Raw genomic sequence first — 16,915 nt, 5'->3', positions numbered from 1 at the left:
TCTAAAAAATCTTCGTTATCTTCTGACATTCTATTTAATCTTTTATACAAAAGGCTCCAACATAATTAAAGTTGAAGCCCATATTTTTTATAAATAAGTGTGTATTACTCTACAACTACTTTCTTAGCCTTTGGTTTTTCTGCCGGTGAGGCATTTGCCGGTTTATTATTTCCTGAATTACCGCTATTCGAGCCAGCTGGCGTTCTTGGTTTTGTATCCGTTGCAGAATTTGCTGATTTTACCGGTGACGGTGCCACAGCTTTCGGTACTTCAGTCCTTACAGGTTCAGGTTGTTTCGGTGCTTCTTTTTTCGGAGCCGGTGGTGTTTCATACACAGGTTCGTGATGCATCGGAACTTCTTCATATTGAACAGGAGGTAATGAAGTATCTACTTTCATACGATACATAGAATTCAGCTGATCAATCTTAAACTGCAATTCTGCCGGTGTTTTCTTACTCGCCCAAAGATCCATCTGCATCCCCTGGTCCCTTACGTCTCCTGCGGCAGGATCCTGATAATAAATAATATCAGATTCATCCTTGCTGCCATCTTCATGCTCTACAAGTCCCACTTCAAAAAGGCTTCTTGCAATCACCGCTCTCGCTTCTTTTACCGTAAGCCCCACCACGTTAGGAACTGAAATATTTCTCATAGGCCCTGAACCTACCACAACATCAATCGTCGAAAATCGGGGAATCAGTGTTCCCGGCTTTACCGCATTTCCTTTAAAGAGCATTCTGATGATGGCATCCTTCTGAATACTAGGTTCGTAAATGGTATCACCCACTTTCAGGCCTACCTGACTGATCCTCTGGAATGCTAATCCTGAATATTTATTAATAACATCCGGAATGGCTACTGGTGCCCATGTTCTAGGGTTAACCCTTAACTGAATGGCTCTTCCGTCTTTTACACGGGAACCCGCGGACGGGGACATTTTTAAAACCTGGAAAGGTCTGTATTTAGGATCGTAAGTAGCACTGTCTACCTCATAATCCAAGCCTACATCTTCCAATATTTTAACAGCATCGTATACTGATTTATTAACAACATTAGGAACCGGAGTTTCCTGACCATGCTTTGTATGGTACTCCAGCCAACGGAACGTAAGCCAGACTAACCCCACGAAAACACCGATGGCCACAACTAAATTCAGTAAAACTTTCCAATTGAAAAGTGATTTAAGCATACTTAAAAATACTTTAATTATAACGGCAAATATAGCTAATAATTTTAGAATGGGCTTTTTATTTAACACATTTCATTTCCTAATTGTAACGCAAAATCCACATTAGCAACTCGTGAATCGTGAATCATGTATCTTATTCATCTGCAAAATTGACTTGTACAACAAAACTCAGTATTCACGGCTCGCAATATCACTCGACCTAAAAGACTTCTTATTGTTATACTGACAACAAACCCCTGAACTCCTTTTGTCAAGCTGTTAAACTGACTTTTTTCAGAGAGACTGCGGTATCTTAAGAGCCCATTTTAAATATCACCTCAGTGATTTCTGTTCATGGCTTTATCTTCAGCTTTAAAATTTGTGAATTTCAGGTATTGCATGATATAAAATGATTAAATTTGCCTTAATTGATACTATATGGTTATGAGCAAAAAAAATGTTGCCGTAGTAATGGGGGGCTATTCAGACGAATATGTGGTGTCCCTGAAAAGCGGTCAATTAATCTATGATTCTTTAGACAGAGATCTATATAATGTATATAAAGTAGTCATCCTAAAAGATGAGTGGTATTTTTTAGGTGAAAACGATCAGAAATACGCCATTAATAAAGGAGATTTTTCGGTAACATTAGATAATGGTGAAACGTTAAAATTCGATGTTTGTTTTAATATCATCCACGGAACTCCTGGAGAAAACGGAATTCTTCAGGCCTATTGGGATGCCATAGGGCAGAAATATACAGGATGTGATTTTTACCAAAGTGCTTTAACCTTCAATAAAAAAGATACATTAGCTGTATTGTCAAAATACGGAATTCCTTCTGCAAAAAGCGTGTATTTGAGAAAAGGTGAAGAAATCAATGTTGATGAAATTATCGAAAATCTTGGATTGCCTGTTTTTGTAAAGCCCAATCAATCGGGGTCATCTTTGGGAATTTCAAAAGTGAAAGAAAAATCAGAATTGCTGGCTGCGACTGAAGTTGCCTTCAAAGAAGATGATGAAATTTTAATTGAAAGTTTCTTAGACGGAATGGAAGTTTCCGTAGGTGTAATCGATTATAAAGGTGAAACTATTGTGCTGGGAATCACAGAAATTGTTCCTCAAAATGAATTCTTCGATTATGAAGCAAAATACGAAGGGGCTTCCGAAGAAATTACCCCTGCAAGAATTGATGATGAAACAAGAATTCGCGTAGAAGAAATCTCCAAAAGAGCCTATAACTCTCTTGGAATGAGCGGATTTTCAAGAAGTGAATTTATCTTGATGAATGGAATTCCCTATATGTTGGAAATGAATACGAATCCTGGTTTCTCACCGGCAAGCATCCTTCCGCAACAGGCAAAAATTTACGGAATCTCCATCACCGACCTTTGTGGAAACGAGGTTGAAAAAGCGTTAAAGAAAAAATAATTTTTAAAAGTTAGAGATTAGAAGTTAGATTTTACACAAAATTCATAACTCAAAAACTCTTAATTTATAACTTTATAGGATATGAAAATTGCTGTTTTCCCGGGTTCATTCGATCCCATTACTTTAGGTCATTATGATATTATCGAAAGAGCAGCGCCTCTTTTTGATAAACTGATTATTGCTATCGGACAAAATTCTCAGAAAAAATATATGTTCCCTTTGGAAAAAAGAATGGAGTTTATTCAAAATTCCGTTGCAGAATTTCCCAATGTGGAAGTGGATTATTTTGAAGGCTTAACGGTAGATTACTGTTTTGAAAAAAATGCACAGTACATCATCCGAGGCCTCAGAAATCCGGCTGATTTTGAATTTGAAAAAGCCATCGCTCATACCAACAGAACTTTAGCTCATAAAAAACTGGAAACCGTATTTTTATTAACCTCATCCGGAAAATCTTTCATCAGCAGCAGCATTGTGAGAGAAATCTTAAACCACGGAGGGGAATATGAATTGCTTGTTCCGGATTCGGTAAGAGTCTAATAATTAGCAATAAGTAATGGGTAATGAGTAATGGGTAATGAGTAATTTTTACAGCGATGGATTTTAATCAAATATTTCGAGATAGAACTAAAAAATTTTCAGTTTCTATTATAAAATCTTTGTCACTACTACCCTATTCTGATGATCTTTCAATCATTAGAAAACAAATTATAAGATCTGCAACTTCAGTTGCTGCCAATTACCGGGCTGTTTCCAGAGCAAGATTTGAAAAAGAAAGGTTTGCAAAACTTTGTATTGTGGTTGAGGAAATTGATGAAACCCAACTTTGGCTTGAAATAATTGAAGAATTAGAATATTTAAATAAAGAAAAAATTCTACATTTAAAACTGGAATGTGAAGAATTAGTAAAAGTAATGACAAAGTATAAATTTAAGTTATCTCAAAATTCAACGTCATAATTTTCATTACTCATTACCAATTACTTATTATTTATCATTATGCACGAACAGTTCAATTTTGCCATAGAAGTTCTCGGAACCATTTCCTTTTCGATGTCGGGAAGTTTTGCAGCGATGCAAAAACGTCTTGATCCGTTTGGGGTGCTTATTATTGCCTTTGTGACTTCTGTCGGCGGCGGAACGGTAAGAGATCTTTTATTGGATATTCCAGTTTTCTGGATGCATGATCTTCTCACCTGTGCCGTCATTATTCTCACCAGCATTTTCACGATGATTTTTAAGTCTTTTGAGAAAAATTTTCAGGTGACCTTATTTATTTTTGATAGCTTCGGACTCGGATTATTTACCATTATCGGAATTCAGAAAGGATTAAATGTTGACATCCATCCTTTAATATGTATTGGTTTAGGAACGATAACGGGGTGTTTCGGAGGGATTATCCGGGATATTCTACTGAACAGAATACCGTTGATCTTCAGGAAAGAGATTTATGCAACCGCCTGCATTCTGGGCGGATCAATGTTTTTACTGTTAACAAAATTTACCCATTTTTCGTATACCGTGATACAGATTTTCACCATTTTACTGATTGTTACCATACGGACATTTGCCGTAAAATACCATTGGCAGATCCCAAAATTCTATGGTTACGAGCACAATAATTCTGAAATGTAATTTTAAATTTAAAAGCACAAAAAAATCACCTGAATGTCAGGTGATTTTTGTTTTATGAAGTTTCTTAATTAAAAGAATTTCCCTCTGTTTCTCATATTCGGGTTGTGCATATGCTTCTGCATGGTAGGCATTTTTAACTGATCTTTCATCATTTTGATTTGATCTGTCATCATTCCTGCACTGTCGAGTCTTTTGGCTTCTTCCAACAATTTCTGACCTTCCTGCTTTCTCCCTTTTGAAATTGCCGCAGCTGCCAGATTTAAGGTCGCCATCGCTCTGTCATGCTTCATGTTCAGACCATATTCTAAAGCTTTCTTCATCAGTGGTTCCACTTTCGTCGGGTGATCCTGAGCCTGAGTTAAACCTAATAAGTAGTGAAAATATCCGTATTGGGATTTGTGAAGCTGAGACTGGTAATTCGTAATTTTCGTTAACCACTCCGCAGCTTTCTCCATATTTTGTTTTCTCAACTGCCAGAATGCCAATAGAATATATTCATTTTTAAAGAAAAGTAAGATGGGTGATGCTGCAATGATAACTAAAACAATTCCCCAGCCAATATTTCTGTTCATCATCAGATAAACTGCTACTGCAATAATTAACGCAGATATTCCGAACTTTATGTATTTATTCATTATTAAATTTTAGAAGTGCAAAGATAAGAAATTTGGTTGGTAGTTAATAGTTGTTAATTGATGGTTTATAGCTAAAACTACTAACATTTTCTCATCCAATTTAAAACGATCTACCAACAACTATTTACCATCAACCTTTTCATAAGTTTGAAAATAAAAATCATATTGATTTTTTTCGTCTTTTTCGTGGAAAACTTCATTCGTTTTCTTCCAGATTTTCGCATCGATCTTCGGAAAATAAGTATCTGCTTCCAAATCAGTCTTTACTAAAGTGACTTCCAATTTATCTACCATTTCTATCGTTTGTTGATAAATATTGCCGCCTCCAATCACAAAAACTTCTTCATCTATCTTCTTGGCAAATTTCAGAGCTTCCTTCAGGCTTCCAACTATCAGAATTCCTTCCTCAAACCAGTCTTTTTTTCGTGAAACAACAATATTCGTTCTGTTGGGAAGCGGCTTACCAATACTCTCATACGTTTTTCTCCCCATAATAATCGGATGTCCTGAGGTAAGATCTTTAAAATGTTTTAAATCTTTCGGAAGATGCCAAAGCAACTGATTATTGAAACCAATTTCATTTTTCTCTCCCATTGCCACCACTATTGTTGTCATTCTAATAATTTTCTGCAAAATTAGCACATAATTTGTATATTTGATTAACACAAGAAATTAAAAATTTAAACTATGAAAAACAAGGGCTGTCTGAGCGCCGGAACCATCGGGATTGCTCTCCTTATTATTGTTGCCGTACTATTCTTCTGGGGAAAAAATGGCTATAATAATTTTGTTACAAAAGAACAGAATGTTAATACAAAATGGTCTAATATAGAAACTGTTTATCAAAAAAGAGCCAACCTTATCCCCAATCTGGAAAGAACAGTAAAAGCCTATTCCAAATTTGAACAGGAAACCTTGACGAAGGTAGTAGAAGCCCGTTCCAAAGCAAGTTCTGTTAACGTAGACCCTACCAATATGACGGAGCAGGACATTGCCAAATTCCAGGCAGCGCAGGGGGAATTATCCGGTGCATTAAACAGATTAATGGTGGTTGTAGAAAAATATCCCGATTTAAAAGCAGATCAGCAGTATATTAATTTCCAAAGAGAGTATATTGCCATTGAAAACAGCATCAGAACAGAAACGGTATATTATAATGGGGCTGTTCAGGATTATAACACTTCGATCAAAACTTTCCCAAACAATATTCTGGCGAATTTTACCAACTTTAAAGAAAAGCCTCTGTTTAAAGCTGAAGCAGGAGCCAATAAAGCCCCTGAAGTATTCTCAGAATAATGAACAACAGATTTTTAACCAATCAGCAGATATCTTCCCTTGTGGAAGCTATTCAGTCGGCAGAAGAACATTCTTCAGGCGAAATAAGAGTGCATATTGATTCTAATACAGAAGACGACAATGCCAAAACCGCGTTTGAGGTTTTCAAAGAATTGTGCATGAATAAAACCACTGAAAGAAATGCCGTGCTTTTTCATGTTAATTTTGATCAAAAATACCTTACTATCATTGGTGATGTGGGAGTTCATGAAAAAGTAAACCAATCGTATTGGGATCATCTGCACGACTATATCACTTCTGAATTTGCCAAAGGAAATTATTATAAAGCTTTAAAAAGCGGAATTCTGGAAACCGGACTTGAACTGAAAAAACATTTTCCTGTAACCGGAGAAAATCCCAATCAATTGTCTGATGAAATTACCTTCTCTTAAAATAGTATTTTCATTTTTATTTGTATGCTTTTACACTTTTGTATCAGCACAATACAGTATTCCGGACAAACCCAGAATTCTTTATCCAGTTTACGATGAAGCAGAAATTCTTTCCAATCAGGAAAAAAATGATCTAAACAGTAAACTGATCAAATTCGCAGATTCTACCTCAACGGAAATTGAAGTAATCATCATTCCGTCCACCAAAGGAGAAGATATAAACTTTTTAGCAACGATGTTCGGTGAGAAATGGGGTATTGGAAAAAAAGGAGTTGACAACGGCATTGTTTTTCTTATTGCCACGAAGGATCACACCATGTCCATTCAGCCAGGAAGAGCAGTTGAACAATATTTAACAGCTTCCGTTGCCGGACAGATTTTAGATTATATCGTCACCCCTCATTTTAAGCAAAACCGTTGGTACGAGGGCATCAATCGCGGAACTTCGGCCTTGATGGAAGCAGTTCAGGGGAAATTTAAACCGGTAGCAGAGCCAGATTCCAATGACGGGAGTATTTTAAAAACGATTCTTATTGCATTCATTATTTTTGTGATCATCATTATTATTTTCAGAAACAGAGGGGGCGGAAATGGCGGTGGTTACGATGACGACGTTATTATCAGCAGGCGCGGCCGCAGAAACTATCCCGGAGGATTTTTTCCTTTTCCGGGTAGCTTCGGAGGAGGCGGTTTTGGTGGTGGCAGCTCAGGCGGCGGTGGATTTGGAGGCTTCGGCGGCGGCGGAAGTTTCGGCGGCGGCGGTGCTTCGGGAGGCTGGTAGATTTTCACTCAATGTCGGCTTCTATATTCTTCTTCTTTGACTTTTTTTAATTAAAAAATTTAAACTAAAGTTTTACAATATTTGTAATTCCGTAGGAATATAGGCAAGAATTTTAAAATAATTTAGAAAGCATTGCTTAGATTCCACGCTACACTTCGTTTCGCTCTGAATGACAAAATGGCTAGTAAATGTAATTTTTAATTAAAACAAAAAACAGCATTTTCTTCGCTGAGTGAAAAGCTTTTGTAACCAAAAAATATTCTCAATTTATTAAAAAAATCTTTGCAATCTTTGCAATCTTTGCGTTAAAATTAAGTATTAAAGAAAACAAAATATAAATTCACATTTTTTACTTTATTTTAACATAATTCTTCTGTTTTAATATTAAAAAATTAATAATATCCCACAAAAACCTTCTTTAATTCATTTTTTTTCATTATATTTACTGAAAACAGGTTTATGAAGAAGACGTTGGTAGTTTTTGCGCACCCTTATTTAGAGCACTCTAACTCGAATGTTGAGCTCATCAATTTCTACGTCCGTCATCAGCATTTTACTCTTCGGGATCTTTATGAAGAATACCCGGATTTTCACATTGCCGCTTTTCGGGAAAGAAAAAGAATTGTTGAATATGAGCGGTTCATTTTTCAGTTTCCCCTGATCTGGTTCGGTATGCCTCCCCTTTTGCGACTTTGGATAGATGAAGTTTTCGACAGAGACTGGCTGAAGGAAGGCGAATATAATCCTTTGGAAGGAAAAGAAATTCAGATTCTCATTACCACTGGCGGGAAAGAAAGATCTTTCACCAAAGAAGGCACGTATAAATATACGGTAGAGGAACTCATCAGCGGACTTATTGTTTCTCTAAATGTGTTTAAGGCCAACATTAAAAATATAAAAATCGTTTACGAAGCCAATAAACTTTCTAAGAAAGATATTATTCTTCATAAAAAAGAATTCATGGAACTTCTTAATCAATAAAAAAATATGGAATCTACTTTAGCAATGAACACTCTTATTTTCTTAGGCGTAGCCATTATTATGGTTCCACTGGCGAGGAAATTGGGGCTCAGTTCCGTGATAGGATATATTGCCGGAGGGATTATCATTGGACCTTATGTTCTGAGACTTACCGGAAAAGATGTAAACGACATCATGCACGCCAGTGAATTTGGCGTTATTATGCTTTTATTCCTGGTCGGTTTGGAGCTGGAGCCGAGAAAATTTTGGGAGATGCGGAAAAAAATAATCGGATTAGGGCTCACCCAGATGTTTCTCACTATCTTTTTACTTTTCGTCATCTTTCTGTGGTCAGGCTGGAGAATTGATAAGGCTGTCGCCATAGCAATGTGTTTTGCACTGTCTTCAACCGCTATCGTTTTACAAACGTTACAGGAAAAGAACAACCTGAAAACTTTAGCCGGAGAAGCATCATTTTCCACCCTATTGTTTCAGGATATTGCAGTAATCCCCATTTTAGCCATTCTTCCGATTGTTGCCAATTATAAAGCGAAACACAATGATAATAATATTCAGGTTTTAATACAGACCTTGCCCGAATGGCTGCAGGCCTCCACCGTTATCTTTGGCGTAATTATTTTAATATTATTAGGCAAATATGTTTTTGTTCCTTTTCTGAGATATGTTTCAAAATCCGGAATGACAGAGCTTTTAACCGCTTCTTCACTATTTTTAGTGATTGGCGTTTCAGAATTAATGGTTTCCATAGGTTTATCACCAGCTTTAGGTGCTTTCCTTGCGGGTGTTATGCTGGCAAACAGCGAATTTCGTCATGAACTGGAAGCACAAATTGATCCTTTTAAAGGATTATTATTAGCTGTATTCTTCGTGAGTGTGGGTTCCACCATGAATTTTAATGTGATTGCCAAAGATCCGCTCTTTATTTTCAGTACCGTTTTTGCTGTATTGGCCGTAAAATTCATTGTTTTATTTGCCATCGGGAAATTTTTCAGGATAGATACGCCTCAAAGTTTATTTTATGCATTCGCTCTTTCTCAGGTAGGTGAATTTGCTTTTGTACTGATTAATTATGCTTCAAGTCTATATCTTTTAAGTCCCGAACTAAATGCTCAAATGATGGCAGTCACAGCAATTACCATGTGTATCACTCCCTTTCTGTTAATTGTAAATGATAAATTAATCACTCCAAAATTTATTAAAGAAGTTCCTGAACAGGAAAATGATTTCAATATTTTGGATAATGAGGTTTCTCAAAAGAAAATTATTATTGTCGGGTTCGGGCACTTTGGAAGCACTGTCGGACGTTTACTAAAAGCGAATAAAATATCAGCAACCGTTTTGGACAGAGATTCTGACCGGGTGAAATTATTGAGAAGTTATGGTTTTAAAGTCTATTACGGAGATGCTACCAGAATCCCCATTCTTCGTGCAGCAGGCATTGAAGATGCCGAAATTCTGGTTCTCTGTCTTGATGATCCAGCGGACAATAAATTTATCGCGGATCTTGTGCGGGAACATTATCCCAAAGTGAAGATTTTTGTACGAGCTAAAAACAGAATTGATGCCTATGATTATCTCAACAACGGAATCAACAATATTTATCGTGAAACATTGGGCACCGCTGTAGACATGGCGGTAGATGTTCTTCATGAAACGGGAATGCGTAAATACGCTGCGAGAAGATTAGGGCAGCGCTTTATGACCATTGATAAAGCTTCTATCCGTAGACTGGCAAAAGCAAAAGACAATGAAAATGAGGTCAGGCTCTTCACCACAAAGGAAATTTTACAGCGTGAAGAAGAATTACTGGCCTATGATAATTTAAGCTTCGAGACGGGAATACTGGATGATTATCCAGAAAATAAGGAAAATGACGAAAATTAATTCATAATTATCTAAAAGAGCATAAAAAACAACAAACAGATCTTTTTTTTAATATAATAAATCTATTGCCTTTCTTATAATATTTTATTCTTAGGAACTACCTTTGCAGGTAACAAATGTTCAGAGGTTCCCTAAAATATAATAACTGTTTTTTACCGGTATTCATATTGGTATTGGCAAACATCATTTTTATTTCATATAAAAATCATGAGTTGCGCCTTCATTCATTCTCCCAAAAATATTTTGAAAAAAATTATACAACCGCGGACGGAAATGAAGCCGATAATGAAACATTATATCTGGCTGATGATAGTGACCACCTTGAGTACTTAAGCAGTCCTGTTTATTCCCTAGACAGAATTTCTATTTTTATCCTTCCAGGAAACAAAGCAGATGTGATCATCGGTCACCATAGATCAGGTAGTGATCTGAAATTGTATGACCTGTTTTGTGAATGGCGGTCAAACTGCTTCTCTTAACTCAAAATCTCTGTCTTTTATATTTAATTTAAACGACCTGGAGGTTTTTAAAAATCTGAGGATTCAAGTTTGGCTGAGCTAATGGAAAACAGTACTAGAGAACCTGTTTAAAATCTTTCCTAAATATCTGTTCCGGATTTTATGCGTCTCAGGTTTACTTTCACACTCCTTTACGGACATTTTTCTATCAGCTATTTTGAATCACTGACTGTTTAAAACCTGCTGTCCATTGCTCAAAGGATAACAAGACAACCTTATCGCCAAAACGACATTAATGCCGTATGCATCTCTCCAGCATTCCGATTTTGAAAGACTCAATCAGTCTGTTAATTTCTGGGATATGGGAGTAACCTGGCTGCTTTCGGGGCAGACTTCCAAGATAACGGCTTCCTATCAGAATCATCCGGTTTACAACACTTCCGGTGATAAAATAACAACAAAAAATGCAGTTCTCCTGCAATATCAAGTATCTTTATAAATATATCATCTTATGAAAAAATTAATTTTTACCATCAGCTTATGTTCCCTAGGACTTACAAATGCCCAACAACATTGGGGCTATGAAGGAAATGAATCTCCGGAACATTGGGGAGAAATGACCGGAAACGAAAAATGTGGACAAAGCAAAAGCCAGTCGCCCATCAATATTGTAACCTCAAAGGTGATTCCCGGAAAAGGTCTTAAAAACATTGGTTTTAATTATGAAAACAGTGACATCAAAGACATCAATGATAACGGACACACGCTTCAATTCGATTTTAAAGACGGAAATTTTGTGATGTACGACAACAAAAAATATTTCCTGATGCAGTTTCATGCACATGAAGAATCTGAACATAAGATTGACGGGGTAAGATATCCACTGGAACTTCACTTTGTTCACAAAGCATTGGACGGAACCGTTCTTGTTCTTGGAGTCATGGTCAAAGAAGGAAAAGAAAATTCTTATTTTGAAAAACTGAAAGTATTCAAAACATTGGCAAAGGATAGAAAAGAAGATACTGACATCATTTTTAATCCGGAAAAAATGTATCCTAAAAATAAGAGTTATTATAGATATGCAGGCTCACTTACAACACCTCCCTGCTCTGATAACGTGACATGGATTGTATTCAAAACTCCGATTGAAATGACCGAAGATGAAATTGAAGATATTGCAAAACATCTTCCTAAAAATAACAACAGAGCAATCCAACCTCTTAATGGCAGAAAAGTTTCCACCTTTAATTTAAAATAAAGAGTTTCGGCGGCCTTTGGCCGCCGAAACTTATATAATTCAATATACTATACTTATTCTATACTTACACTTCCTCCGCTGCTTTCTGTTTTATTAACAGTAGAAAGATTGCCCTTTTTATACACATTCACACTACCGCCTGAAGACGCATCTGCATCCACTTTCGCAATTGCACTGATTTCAATGCTTGAACCACTTGAAGACTCTGCTCTTACGTTATCTGCCATTACATTTTTAGCATTCACACTGCTGCCCGAAGAAGAGGAAATATCAGCATTCTTAGCTTTACCCGAAATATCAACGCTTGCAGCAGAAGATGCATCCAAATTAAGGTCTACAGCCCATATTTTCCCCGAAAAACTACTGCTGCTACTCACAGAAATTTCAAAATCATTCGCTTCTAAGTCCCCGGAAATACTTGCGGCACTGGAGATATCAACTTCAGTTTTCTCCTGAGTAAATTTATCTTTCACAGTGATACTCGCAGCAGAATTTGCTTTTAATTTTGTAAAGTCTCTTGTATAAATTTTCGCGGAGACTTTATTACTGTTCGTTATCCTGATGCCGGGTCTGTAATGAATATGAAGTTCTTTTCCGTCGATATCTACAAGGATTTCATTAATAATACCTTCAGGAGCAGAAATAACCACCCTTTCTGTTTCAGATTTTATAATTTCCGCATCAATAGCTTGGGAAACCTCTATTTCATCAAATTCTCCACTTACTTCCTTCTGTTTTAGCGGTCCGCTGTCCTTACTGACAACTTTATCCACCCATGTCGTTTTTTCATTTTCGCTGGATCTTCTTTCATGTTTATCATTACAGGAAGACAGTAAAAGAAAGGCTGAGAATATAAAAAGAGGTGTAGATTTCATGTTTATGGTTTTATGAGTTAAGTTTTAATTATCTTTATACTTTATTAACAACTAATTTATGAAAAATATTACATCGGTATTATTAATTTCTGCATTAGCATTTAATTACTCATGTACTACAATGAAAAAAACCGATACCCAACAGGAAATCACGATTCCTGCTTCACTGGCATCAAACCCTTTTATGAAGAAAAGTAAGCTTCAATACGAAGCTCCGGAGTTTGATAAAATTAAAAATGAACATTTTAAACCTGCTTTTGATTTCGGATTACAACAACACGACGCTGAAATCCTCAAAATTGCCAACAATCCTGAAGCTCCTACTTTCGAGAACACGATTGTAGCATTAGAACAGAGCGGAGAAATTCTGAAGAGAGCAACCATCGTATTTTCAAACCTTACAAGTGCGAATACCAACCCTACTCTACAGGCTTTAGACGAAGAATATGCTCCTATTTTTGCAGCACATTCCGATAAAATGTATCTGAATGAAAATCTTTATAAAAGAATTAAAGCGATTTCTGAAAACGGTTTAGATTCTGAAAGCAAAAGATTATTACAATATTATAAGCAAAATTTCGAAATCGCCGGAGCGAACCTTTCTTCTGCGGATAAGGAAAAATTAAAGCAATTCAATCAGGAATTAGCTTCACTTTCTACTCAATATTCCAACAAACTATTGGAAGCGAGAAAACAAGGCGGCGTTTTCTTTAATGATGCTAAAGAATTAGACGGACTTTCAGCTGATGAAATTGCAGCAGCAGCTTCTGATGCTAAAAATGCTGGAAAACCTGGTCAATATTTATTGGCTTTACAAAATACAACGCAACAGCCACTTTTACAAAACCTAAAAAACAGAGCAACCAGAGAAAAATTATTCAAAGCTTCATGGTTGAGAGCCGAAAAAGGCGACGCAAACGACACCAGAGAAACAATCGAAAAATTAGCTAAACTTAGACTGAAAAAAGCTCAGGTTTTAGGTAAAAAAAGTTTCGCAGAATGGAAATTGCAGGATCAGATGGCAAAAAATCCCGAAGCGGCAACCAATTTAATGAACCAAATTGCAACACCAGCCGTAGAAACAGCAAGACGTGAAGCAAAAGATATTCAGGATTTGATCGATCAGCAGAAGGGAGGTTTCAAAGTTGAACCTTGGGACTGGAATTTTTATGCTGAACAGGTAAGAAAAGCGAAATTCGATTTAGATGAAAATCAAATCAAGCCTTATTTTGAAATTACAACAGTTTTAGAAAAAGGAGTTTTCTTCGCGGCTGAAAAATTCTATGGATTAACTTTCAAGAAAAGAACAGATCTTCCGGTTTATCATCCGGATGTTGTGACATACGAAGTTTTCGATCACGACGGAAAATCTATTGCTATTTATTATTTAGATTTCTACACGAGAGATTCTAAAAATGGTGGCGCCTGGATGAGTAATTTTGTTGAGCAATCTTATTTATTAGGAACAAAACCTGTAATTGTCAACTGCTACAATTATCAGAAACCTGCTCCGGGAAAACCTTCACTAATTAGTTATGATGATGTAACGACGATCTTCCATGAATTTGGTCACTCCATTCACGGGATGTTTGCAAGCCAGAAATACCCATCACTTTCGGGGACGAATGTACCTAGAGATTTTGTGGAATTCCCATCACAAATCAATGAGCATTGGGCTTTAGATCCGATTGTTTTGAAAAACTACGCTTTACATTACGAAACAAAACAGCCAATTCCACAGGCTTTGGTTGATAAAATTAAAAAAGCATCAACTTTCAACCAAGGTTACATGACCAGCGAGTTAGTTTCTGCCGCTGAGCTGGATATGGATTGGCATACAGTAACCAATGAAAGTCAGTTGATTCCTGTTTTAGATTTCGAAAAACAGTCGTTAACGAAACATGGATTTACTTTAGCAACGGTTCCTCCACGATATCATACCCCTTATTTTGCACACATTTGGGGCGGTGGTTATTCTGCTGGATATTACGCTTATTTATGGTCTGAAACTTTAGATAATGATGCCTGGGAATGGATTTCTAAGAATGGTGGACTGACCAGAGAAAACGGTGACCGTTTCAGAAAATATATTCTTTCGGTAGGAAATTCTGTTGATTTGAATCAGGCATTCAGAGATTTCACAGGACATGATCCGGATATTAAGCCTTTATTGAGAAACAGAGGTTTTATTAAATAAATTTTTAAAAGCATTCATTTTTTTGGATGCTTTTTTTGTTTTTCATGGATAACACGAATATTTATTCTCGCGGATTCGCAGATTTTTAGTCATTATAAAATTAAAACGCAAACATCTGTTAAAATCTGTGTCATCTGTGGGAAATATATTATTTAGGTTTTGGCTAAAGCCGAATTGGAATTATTCCTTTTGTTTAAACGGGCTAAAGCCCGTCCCTATTGATATTAGCTTTACTCCTGTTAATATGTTTATAAAATTCGTGAATTCGTGGCAAACCAAAAAACTAATAATATTCACGTAAATTTGTATTTAAATAAAATTTAGAAAATGAATTGTCCCTGCTGTTCAGGAAAAACCTACGAAGAATGTTGCCAACCTTATCACACGGGAAAAAAAAATACTCCGACCGCAGAAGCTTTGATGCGTTCAAGGTTTTCGGCATTTGCAATTCCGAATGGTGACTATTTAATGCAAACCACTTCGCCAAGCAAAAGACAAAATCACAGCAAAAAAGATTTGCAGGAATGGGGAGAAATCAACGAATGGACAAAATTGGAAATTGTGGATAAACCCTCAATGAATAAAGTAGAGTTTAAGGCATTTTATACTGATCAGGATGGACAGAAGCAAGTTCATCACGAGTTATCAACATTTAAAATGATTCAGAATCGTTGGTTTTATGTGAGTGGTGTATTTTTAGAATAATTTTTTTGTTGGTCATCGCAAAGGTGCTAAGTTTTTTATAACCGTTATGCTTTAAGGCGCAAGGATTTTATCTTCGATAAAATTGATTGTGTAAAATTCTCAGAATAATTTAAACAAAAAAAATGTCCGGCATTTCTGCCGGACATTCATATTTTATTTAGAAAACTCTTAGTGAGCTTCGTTTCCGTCAATCCCGTGAGCATGACCGTGAGACAATTCCTCTTCAGTCGCTGGACGTGTATTTAAAATTTCAACCTGGAAATCCAATACTTTACCAGCCATCGGGTGATTAAGATCTGCAACCACAGCTTCTGGTGTAACTTCTACTACAAAAGCCTGGAAGTTATTTCCTTCATTATCAGATAAAGGTAAGATCGCTCCTACTGGCGGAATTCCTGCCTCCTGAAACATATCAATTGGTAATTGAGCAATAGCATCCGGCTGTTTTTCACCGTAAGCTTCTTCAGGCTGAATTACAAAATCTGCTTTATCACCTGCTTTCAAACCAAGGATATTTTGTTCAAATTTTGGAATCATCATTCCTACACCGTATAAAAATGTAAGTGGGTTTTCTGCTGTTGTTTCTTCTACTAAAACCTTAGTTCCATCTTCTTCTATCGTGTGAAGAACGTACTTTACAGCTACAACATGATTGTTTTCGATTGTCATACTTTAATTTTTTGTCGTGAGTTTCTGTTCACGATTAACAGCACAAATATACTGTTTTTGAAATCATTGATCGAGTAAACCGTTTGAAAGAAGAATTTCCCCCATACTAGTTCTCCCCTCTTTTCTCCTCACGCTTTTTCTGTCTGAGGACAAAAAGGTATAAACTCTCAACTTTTGTTCTTGCCCAATCTGTTTTTCTTAAAAACTTCAGCGAAGAGCTGATACTTGGATTATCCGTAAAACATTTAATATTGATCTGTTCGCCCAATTTTTCGAAGCCCTGATAATATTCCACCAATTCTTCAAGAATAGCGTCGAGCCTTTTTCCGTGAAGCGGATCTTTAGATTGCTGTTCCATAATTTTGTAAAGATATTAATTTCATTTCTAAACCCTGATGTTTTAAAATCGCTCCCATAAAATTGCATGTGATTACAAACATCCTTGATAAACCTCACAGGTTTTTGAAACCTGTGAGGTTTGTGCAGGTTCCTCGTAAAAATATTTTGTCAA

At 36.3% G+C, this 16,915-nt stretch carries 20 protein-coding genes; 14 read left to right on the top strand and 6 right to left on the bottom strand.

Going from position 1 to position 16,915, the window contains the following annotated elements:
- Positions 1-104 precede the first annotated feature (104 nt).
- Positions 105-1,190: a PASTA domain-containing protein gene (locus VUJ46_RS18665; protein ID WP_326982205.1), complete on the bottom strand. Its 1,086-nt coding sequence runs from the start codon at positions 1,188-1,190 to the stop codon at positions 105-107.
- 423 nt (positions 1,191-1,613) lie between these two features.
- On the opposite strand from VUJ46_RS18665, the gene VUJ46_RS18660 reads away from it, so the two are divergent.
- The 4 genes from VUJ46_RS18660 to VUJ46_RS18645 all read left to right on the top strand — a co-directional run bounded on the left by VUJ46_RS18660 (position 1,614) and on the right by VUJ46_RS18645 (position 4,234).
- Positions 1,614-2,600: a D-alanine--D-alanine ligase gene (locus VUJ46_RS18660; RefSeq protein WP_326982204.1), complete on the top strand. Its 987-nt coding sequence runs from the start codon at positions 1,614-1,616 to the stop codon at positions 2,598-2,600.
- An 81-nt stretch (positions 2,601-2,681) separates the two neighbouring features.
- Positions 2,682-3,140, top strand: a complete 459-nt coding sequence (coaD, locus tag VUJ46_RS18655) for a pantetheine-phosphate adenylyltransferase (RefSeq protein WP_267404299.1) — start codon at positions 2,682-2,684, stop codon at positions 3,138-3,140.
- A 56-nt stretch (positions 3,141-3,196) separates the two neighbouring features.
- Positions 3,197-3,559 carry a four helix bundle protein gene (locus VUJ46_RS18650; protein WP_326982203.1) on the top strand — a complete coding sequence of 121 codons (363 nt, stop codon included), beginning with the start codon at positions 3,197-3,199 and terminating at the stop codon, positions 3,557-3,559.
- 39 nt (positions 3,560-3,598) lie between these two features.
- Positions 3,599-4,234, top strand: a complete 636-nt coding sequence (locus tag VUJ46_RS18645; protein ID WP_326982202.1) for a trimeric intracellular cation channel family protein — start codon at positions 3,599-3,601, stop codon at positions 4,232-4,234.
- Between the two features lie 68 nt (positions 4,235-4,302).
- Here the strand turns inward: VUJ46_RS18645 and VUJ46_RS18640 are convergent, their stop codons facing one another.
- Together VUJ46_RS18640 and VUJ46_RS18635 are read right to left on the bottom strand one after the other, a co-directional pair.
- Positions 4,303-4,869: a DUF2892 domain-containing protein gene (locus VUJ46_RS18640; protein WP_326982201.1), complete on the bottom strand. Its 567-nt coding sequence runs from the start codon at positions 4,867-4,869 to the stop codon at positions 4,303-4,305.
- Positions 4,870-4,989: 120 nt separating this feature from the next.
- Positions 4,990-5,484, bottom strand: a complete 495-nt coding sequence (locus tag VUJ46_RS18635; protein ID WP_326982200.1) for a dihydrofolate reductase — start codon at positions 5,482-5,484, stop codon at positions 4,990-4,992.
- A gap of 72 nt (positions 5,485-5,556) precedes the next feature.
- Between VUJ46_RS18635 and VUJ46_RS18630 the strand changes: the two genes are divergently transcribed.
- From VUJ46_RS18630 to VUJ46_RS18595, 8 genes are all read left to right on the top strand, one after another.
- Positions 5,557-6,165, top strand: coding sequence for a LemA family protein (locus VUJ46_RS18630; RefSeq protein ID WP_326982199.1), 609 nt, complete (start codon positions 5,557-5,559; stop codon positions 6,163-6,165).
- A complete protein-coding gene (locus VUJ46_RS18625; RefSeq protein WP_326982198.1) occupies positions 6,165-6,596 on the top strand; it encodes a TPM domain-containing protein in 432 nt (143 codons plus the stop codon). Before VUJ46_RS18630 ends, VUJ46_RS18625 begins: the two co-directional genes overlap by 1 nt.
- Positions 6,577-7,377, top strand: coding sequence for a TPM domain-containing protein (locus VUJ46_RS18620; protein WP_326982197.1), 801 nt, complete (start codon positions 6,577-6,579; stop codon positions 7,375-7,377). Before VUJ46_RS18625 ends, VUJ46_RS18620 begins: the two co-directional genes overlap by 20 nt.
- A gap of 459 nt (positions 7,378-7,836) precedes the next feature.
- A complete protein-coding gene (locus VUJ46_RS18615; protein WP_326982196.1) occupies positions 7,837-8,358 on the top strand; it encodes an NAD(P)H-dependent oxidoreductase in 522 nt (173 codons plus the stop codon).
- Positions 8,359-8,364: 6 nt separating this feature from the next.
- Positions 8,365-10,242 carry a monovalent cation:proton antiporter-2 (CPA2) family protein gene (locus VUJ46_RS18610; RefSeq protein WP_326982195.1) on the top strand — a complete coding sequence of 626 codons (1,878 nt, stop codon included), beginning with the start codon at positions 8,365-8,367 and terminating at the stop codon, positions 10,240-10,242.
- Positions 10,243-10,454: 212 nt separating this feature from the next.
- A complete protein-coding gene (locus VUJ46_RS18605; protein WP_326982194.1) occupies positions 10,455-10,721 on the top strand; it encodes a hypothetical protein in 267 nt (88 codons plus the stop codon).
- Between the two features lie 274 nt (positions 10,722-10,995).
- On the top strand, positions 10,996-11,199 hold the full coding sequence (locus tag VUJ46_RS18600) for a hypothetical protein (protein WP_326982193.1): 204 nt from the start codon (positions 10,996-10,998) through the stop codon (positions 11,197-11,199).
- A gap of 12 nt (positions 11,200-11,211) precedes the next feature.
- On the top strand, positions 11,212-11,958 hold the full coding sequence (locus VUJ46_RS18595; protein WP_326982192.1) for a carbonic anhydrase: 747 nt from the start codon (positions 11,212-11,214) through the stop codon (positions 11,956-11,958).
- A gap of 53 nt (positions 11,959-12,011) precedes the next feature.
- On the opposite strand, the gene VUJ46_RS18590 is transcribed toward VUJ46_RS18595, so the two are convergent.
- The gene (locus tag VUJ46_RS18590) at positions 12,012-12,833 is read right to left on the bottom strand and encodes a GIN domain-containing protein (RefSeq protein ID WP_326982191.1); all 822 of its coding nucleotides are present in this window, start codon (positions 12,831-12,833) and stop codon (positions 12,012-12,014) included.
- 58 nt (positions 12,834-12,891) lie between these two features.
- Here VUJ46_RS18590 and VUJ46_RS18585 point away from each other — a divergent pair, with 58 nt between their 5' ends.
- Positions 12,892-15,030 (top strand): M3 family metallopeptidase, encoded by a 2,139-nt coding sequence (locus VUJ46_RS18585; protein ID WP_326982190.1) that lies wholly within the window; start codon positions 12,892-12,894, stop codon positions 15,028-15,030.
- A gap of 327 nt (positions 15,031-15,357) precedes the next feature.
- Positions 15,358-15,735 (top strand): YchJ family protein, encoded by a 378-nt coding sequence (locus VUJ46_RS18580; RefSeq protein ID WP_326982189.1) that lies wholly within the window; start codon positions 15,358-15,360, stop codon positions 15,733-15,735.
- A 168-nt stretch (positions 15,736-15,903) separates the two neighbouring features.
- On the opposite strand, the gene VUJ46_RS18575 is transcribed toward VUJ46_RS18580, so the two are convergent.
- Both VUJ46_RS18575 and VUJ46_RS18570 read right to left on the bottom strand, forming a co-directional pair.
- Entirely contained in the window at positions 15,904-16,404 is a 501-nt protein-coding gene (locus tag VUJ46_RS18575) for an FKBP-type peptidyl-prolyl cis-trans isomerase (RefSeq protein WP_326982188.1), read from the bottom strand.
- A gap of 106 nt (positions 16,405-16,510) precedes the next feature.
- The gene (locus VUJ46_RS18570; protein ID WP_326982187.1) at positions 16,511-16,762 is read right to left on the bottom strand and encodes a VF530 family protein; all 252 of its coding nucleotides are present in this window, start codon (positions 16,760-16,762) and stop codon (positions 16,511-16,513) included.
- Positions 16,763-16,915 lie beyond the last annotated feature (153 nt).

Origin of the sequence: Chryseobacterium sp. MYb264 (assembly GCF_035974275.1) — a bacterium.
Classification (GTDB): Bacteria; Bacteroidota; Bacteroidia; order Flavobacteriales; family Weeksellaceae; genus Chryseobacterium.
The sequence above is the reverse complement of the archived record's forward strand: the minus strand, read 5'-3'. Positions and strand labels throughout refer to the sequence as shown.

Excerpts from the sequence above, each read along its gene's own strand:
- VUJ46_RS18665 (WP_326982205.1), bottom strand. The coding sequence starts at position 1,190 with ATGCTTAAATCACTTTTCAATTGGAAAGTTTTACTGAATTTAGTTGTG.
- VUJ46_RS18660 (WP_326982204.1), top strand. The coding sequence starts at position 1,614 with ATGAGCAAAAAAAATGTTGCCGTAGTAATGGGGGGCTATTCAGACGAA.
- coaD (WP_267404299.1), top strand. The coding sequence starts at position 2,682 with ATGAAAATTGCTGTTTTCCCGGGTTCATTCGATCCCATTACTTTAGGT.
- VUJ46_RS18650 (WP_326982203.1), top strand. The coding sequence starts at position 3,197 with ATGGATTTTAATCAAATATTTCGAGATAGAACTAAAAAATTTTCAGTT.
- VUJ46_RS18645 (WP_326982202.1), top strand. The coding sequence starts at position 3,599 with ATGCACGAACAGTTCAATTTTGCCATAGAAGTTCTCGGAACCATTTCC.
- VUJ46_RS18640 (WP_326982201.1), bottom strand. The coding sequence starts at position 4,869 with ATGAATAAATACATAAAGTTCGGAATATCTGCGTTAATTATTGCAGTA.
- VUJ46_RS18635 (WP_326982200.1), bottom strand. The coding sequence starts at position 5,484 with ATGACAACAATAGTGGTGGCAATGGGAGAGAAAAATGAAATTGGTTTC.
- VUJ46_RS18630 (WP_326982199.1), top strand. The coding sequence starts at position 5,557 with ATGAAAAACAAGGGCTGTCTGAGCGCCGGAACCATCGGGATTGCTCTC.
- VUJ46_RS18625 (WP_326982198.1), top strand. The coding sequence starts at position 6,165 with ATGAACAACAGATTTTTAACCAATCAGCAGATATCTTCCCTTGTGGAA.
- VUJ46_RS18620 (WP_326982197.1), top strand. The coding sequence starts at position 6,577 with ATGAAATTACCTTCTCTTAAAATAGTATTTTCATTTTTATTTGTATGC.
- VUJ46_RS18615 (WP_326982196.1), top strand. The coding sequence starts at position 7,837 with ATGAAGAAGACGTTGGTAGTTTTTGCGCACCCTTATTTAGAGCACTCT.
- VUJ46_RS18610 (WP_326982195.1), top strand. The coding sequence starts at position 8,365 with ATGGAATCTACTTTAGCAATGAACACTCTTATTTTCTTAGGCGTAGCC.
- VUJ46_RS18600 (WP_326982193.1), top strand. The coding sequence starts at position 10,996 with ATGCCGTATGCATCTCTCCAGCATTCCGATTTTGAAAGACTCAATCAG.
- VUJ46_RS18595 (WP_326982192.1), top strand. The coding sequence starts at position 11,212 with ATGAAAAAATTAATTTTTACCATCAGCTTATGTTCCCTAGGACTTACA.
- VUJ46_RS18590 (WP_326982191.1), bottom strand. The coding sequence starts at position 12,833 with ATGAAATCTACACCTCTTTTTATATTCTCAGCCTTTCTTTTACTGTCT.
- VUJ46_RS18585 (WP_326982190.1), top strand. The coding sequence starts at position 12,892 with ATGAAAAATATTACATCGGTATTATTAATTTCTGCATTAGCATTTAAT.
- VUJ46_RS18580 (WP_326982189.1), top strand. The coding sequence starts at position 15,358 with ATGAATTGTCCCTGCTGTTCAGGAAAAACCTACGAAGAATGTTGCCAA.
- VUJ46_RS18575 (WP_326982188.1), bottom strand. The coding sequence starts at position 16,404 with ATGACAATCGAAAACAATCATGTTGTAGCTGTAAAGTACGTTCTTCAC.
- VUJ46_RS18570 (WP_326982187.1), bottom strand. The coding sequence starts at position 16,762 with ATGGAACAGCAATCTAAAGATCCGCTTCACGGAAAAAGGCTCGACGCT.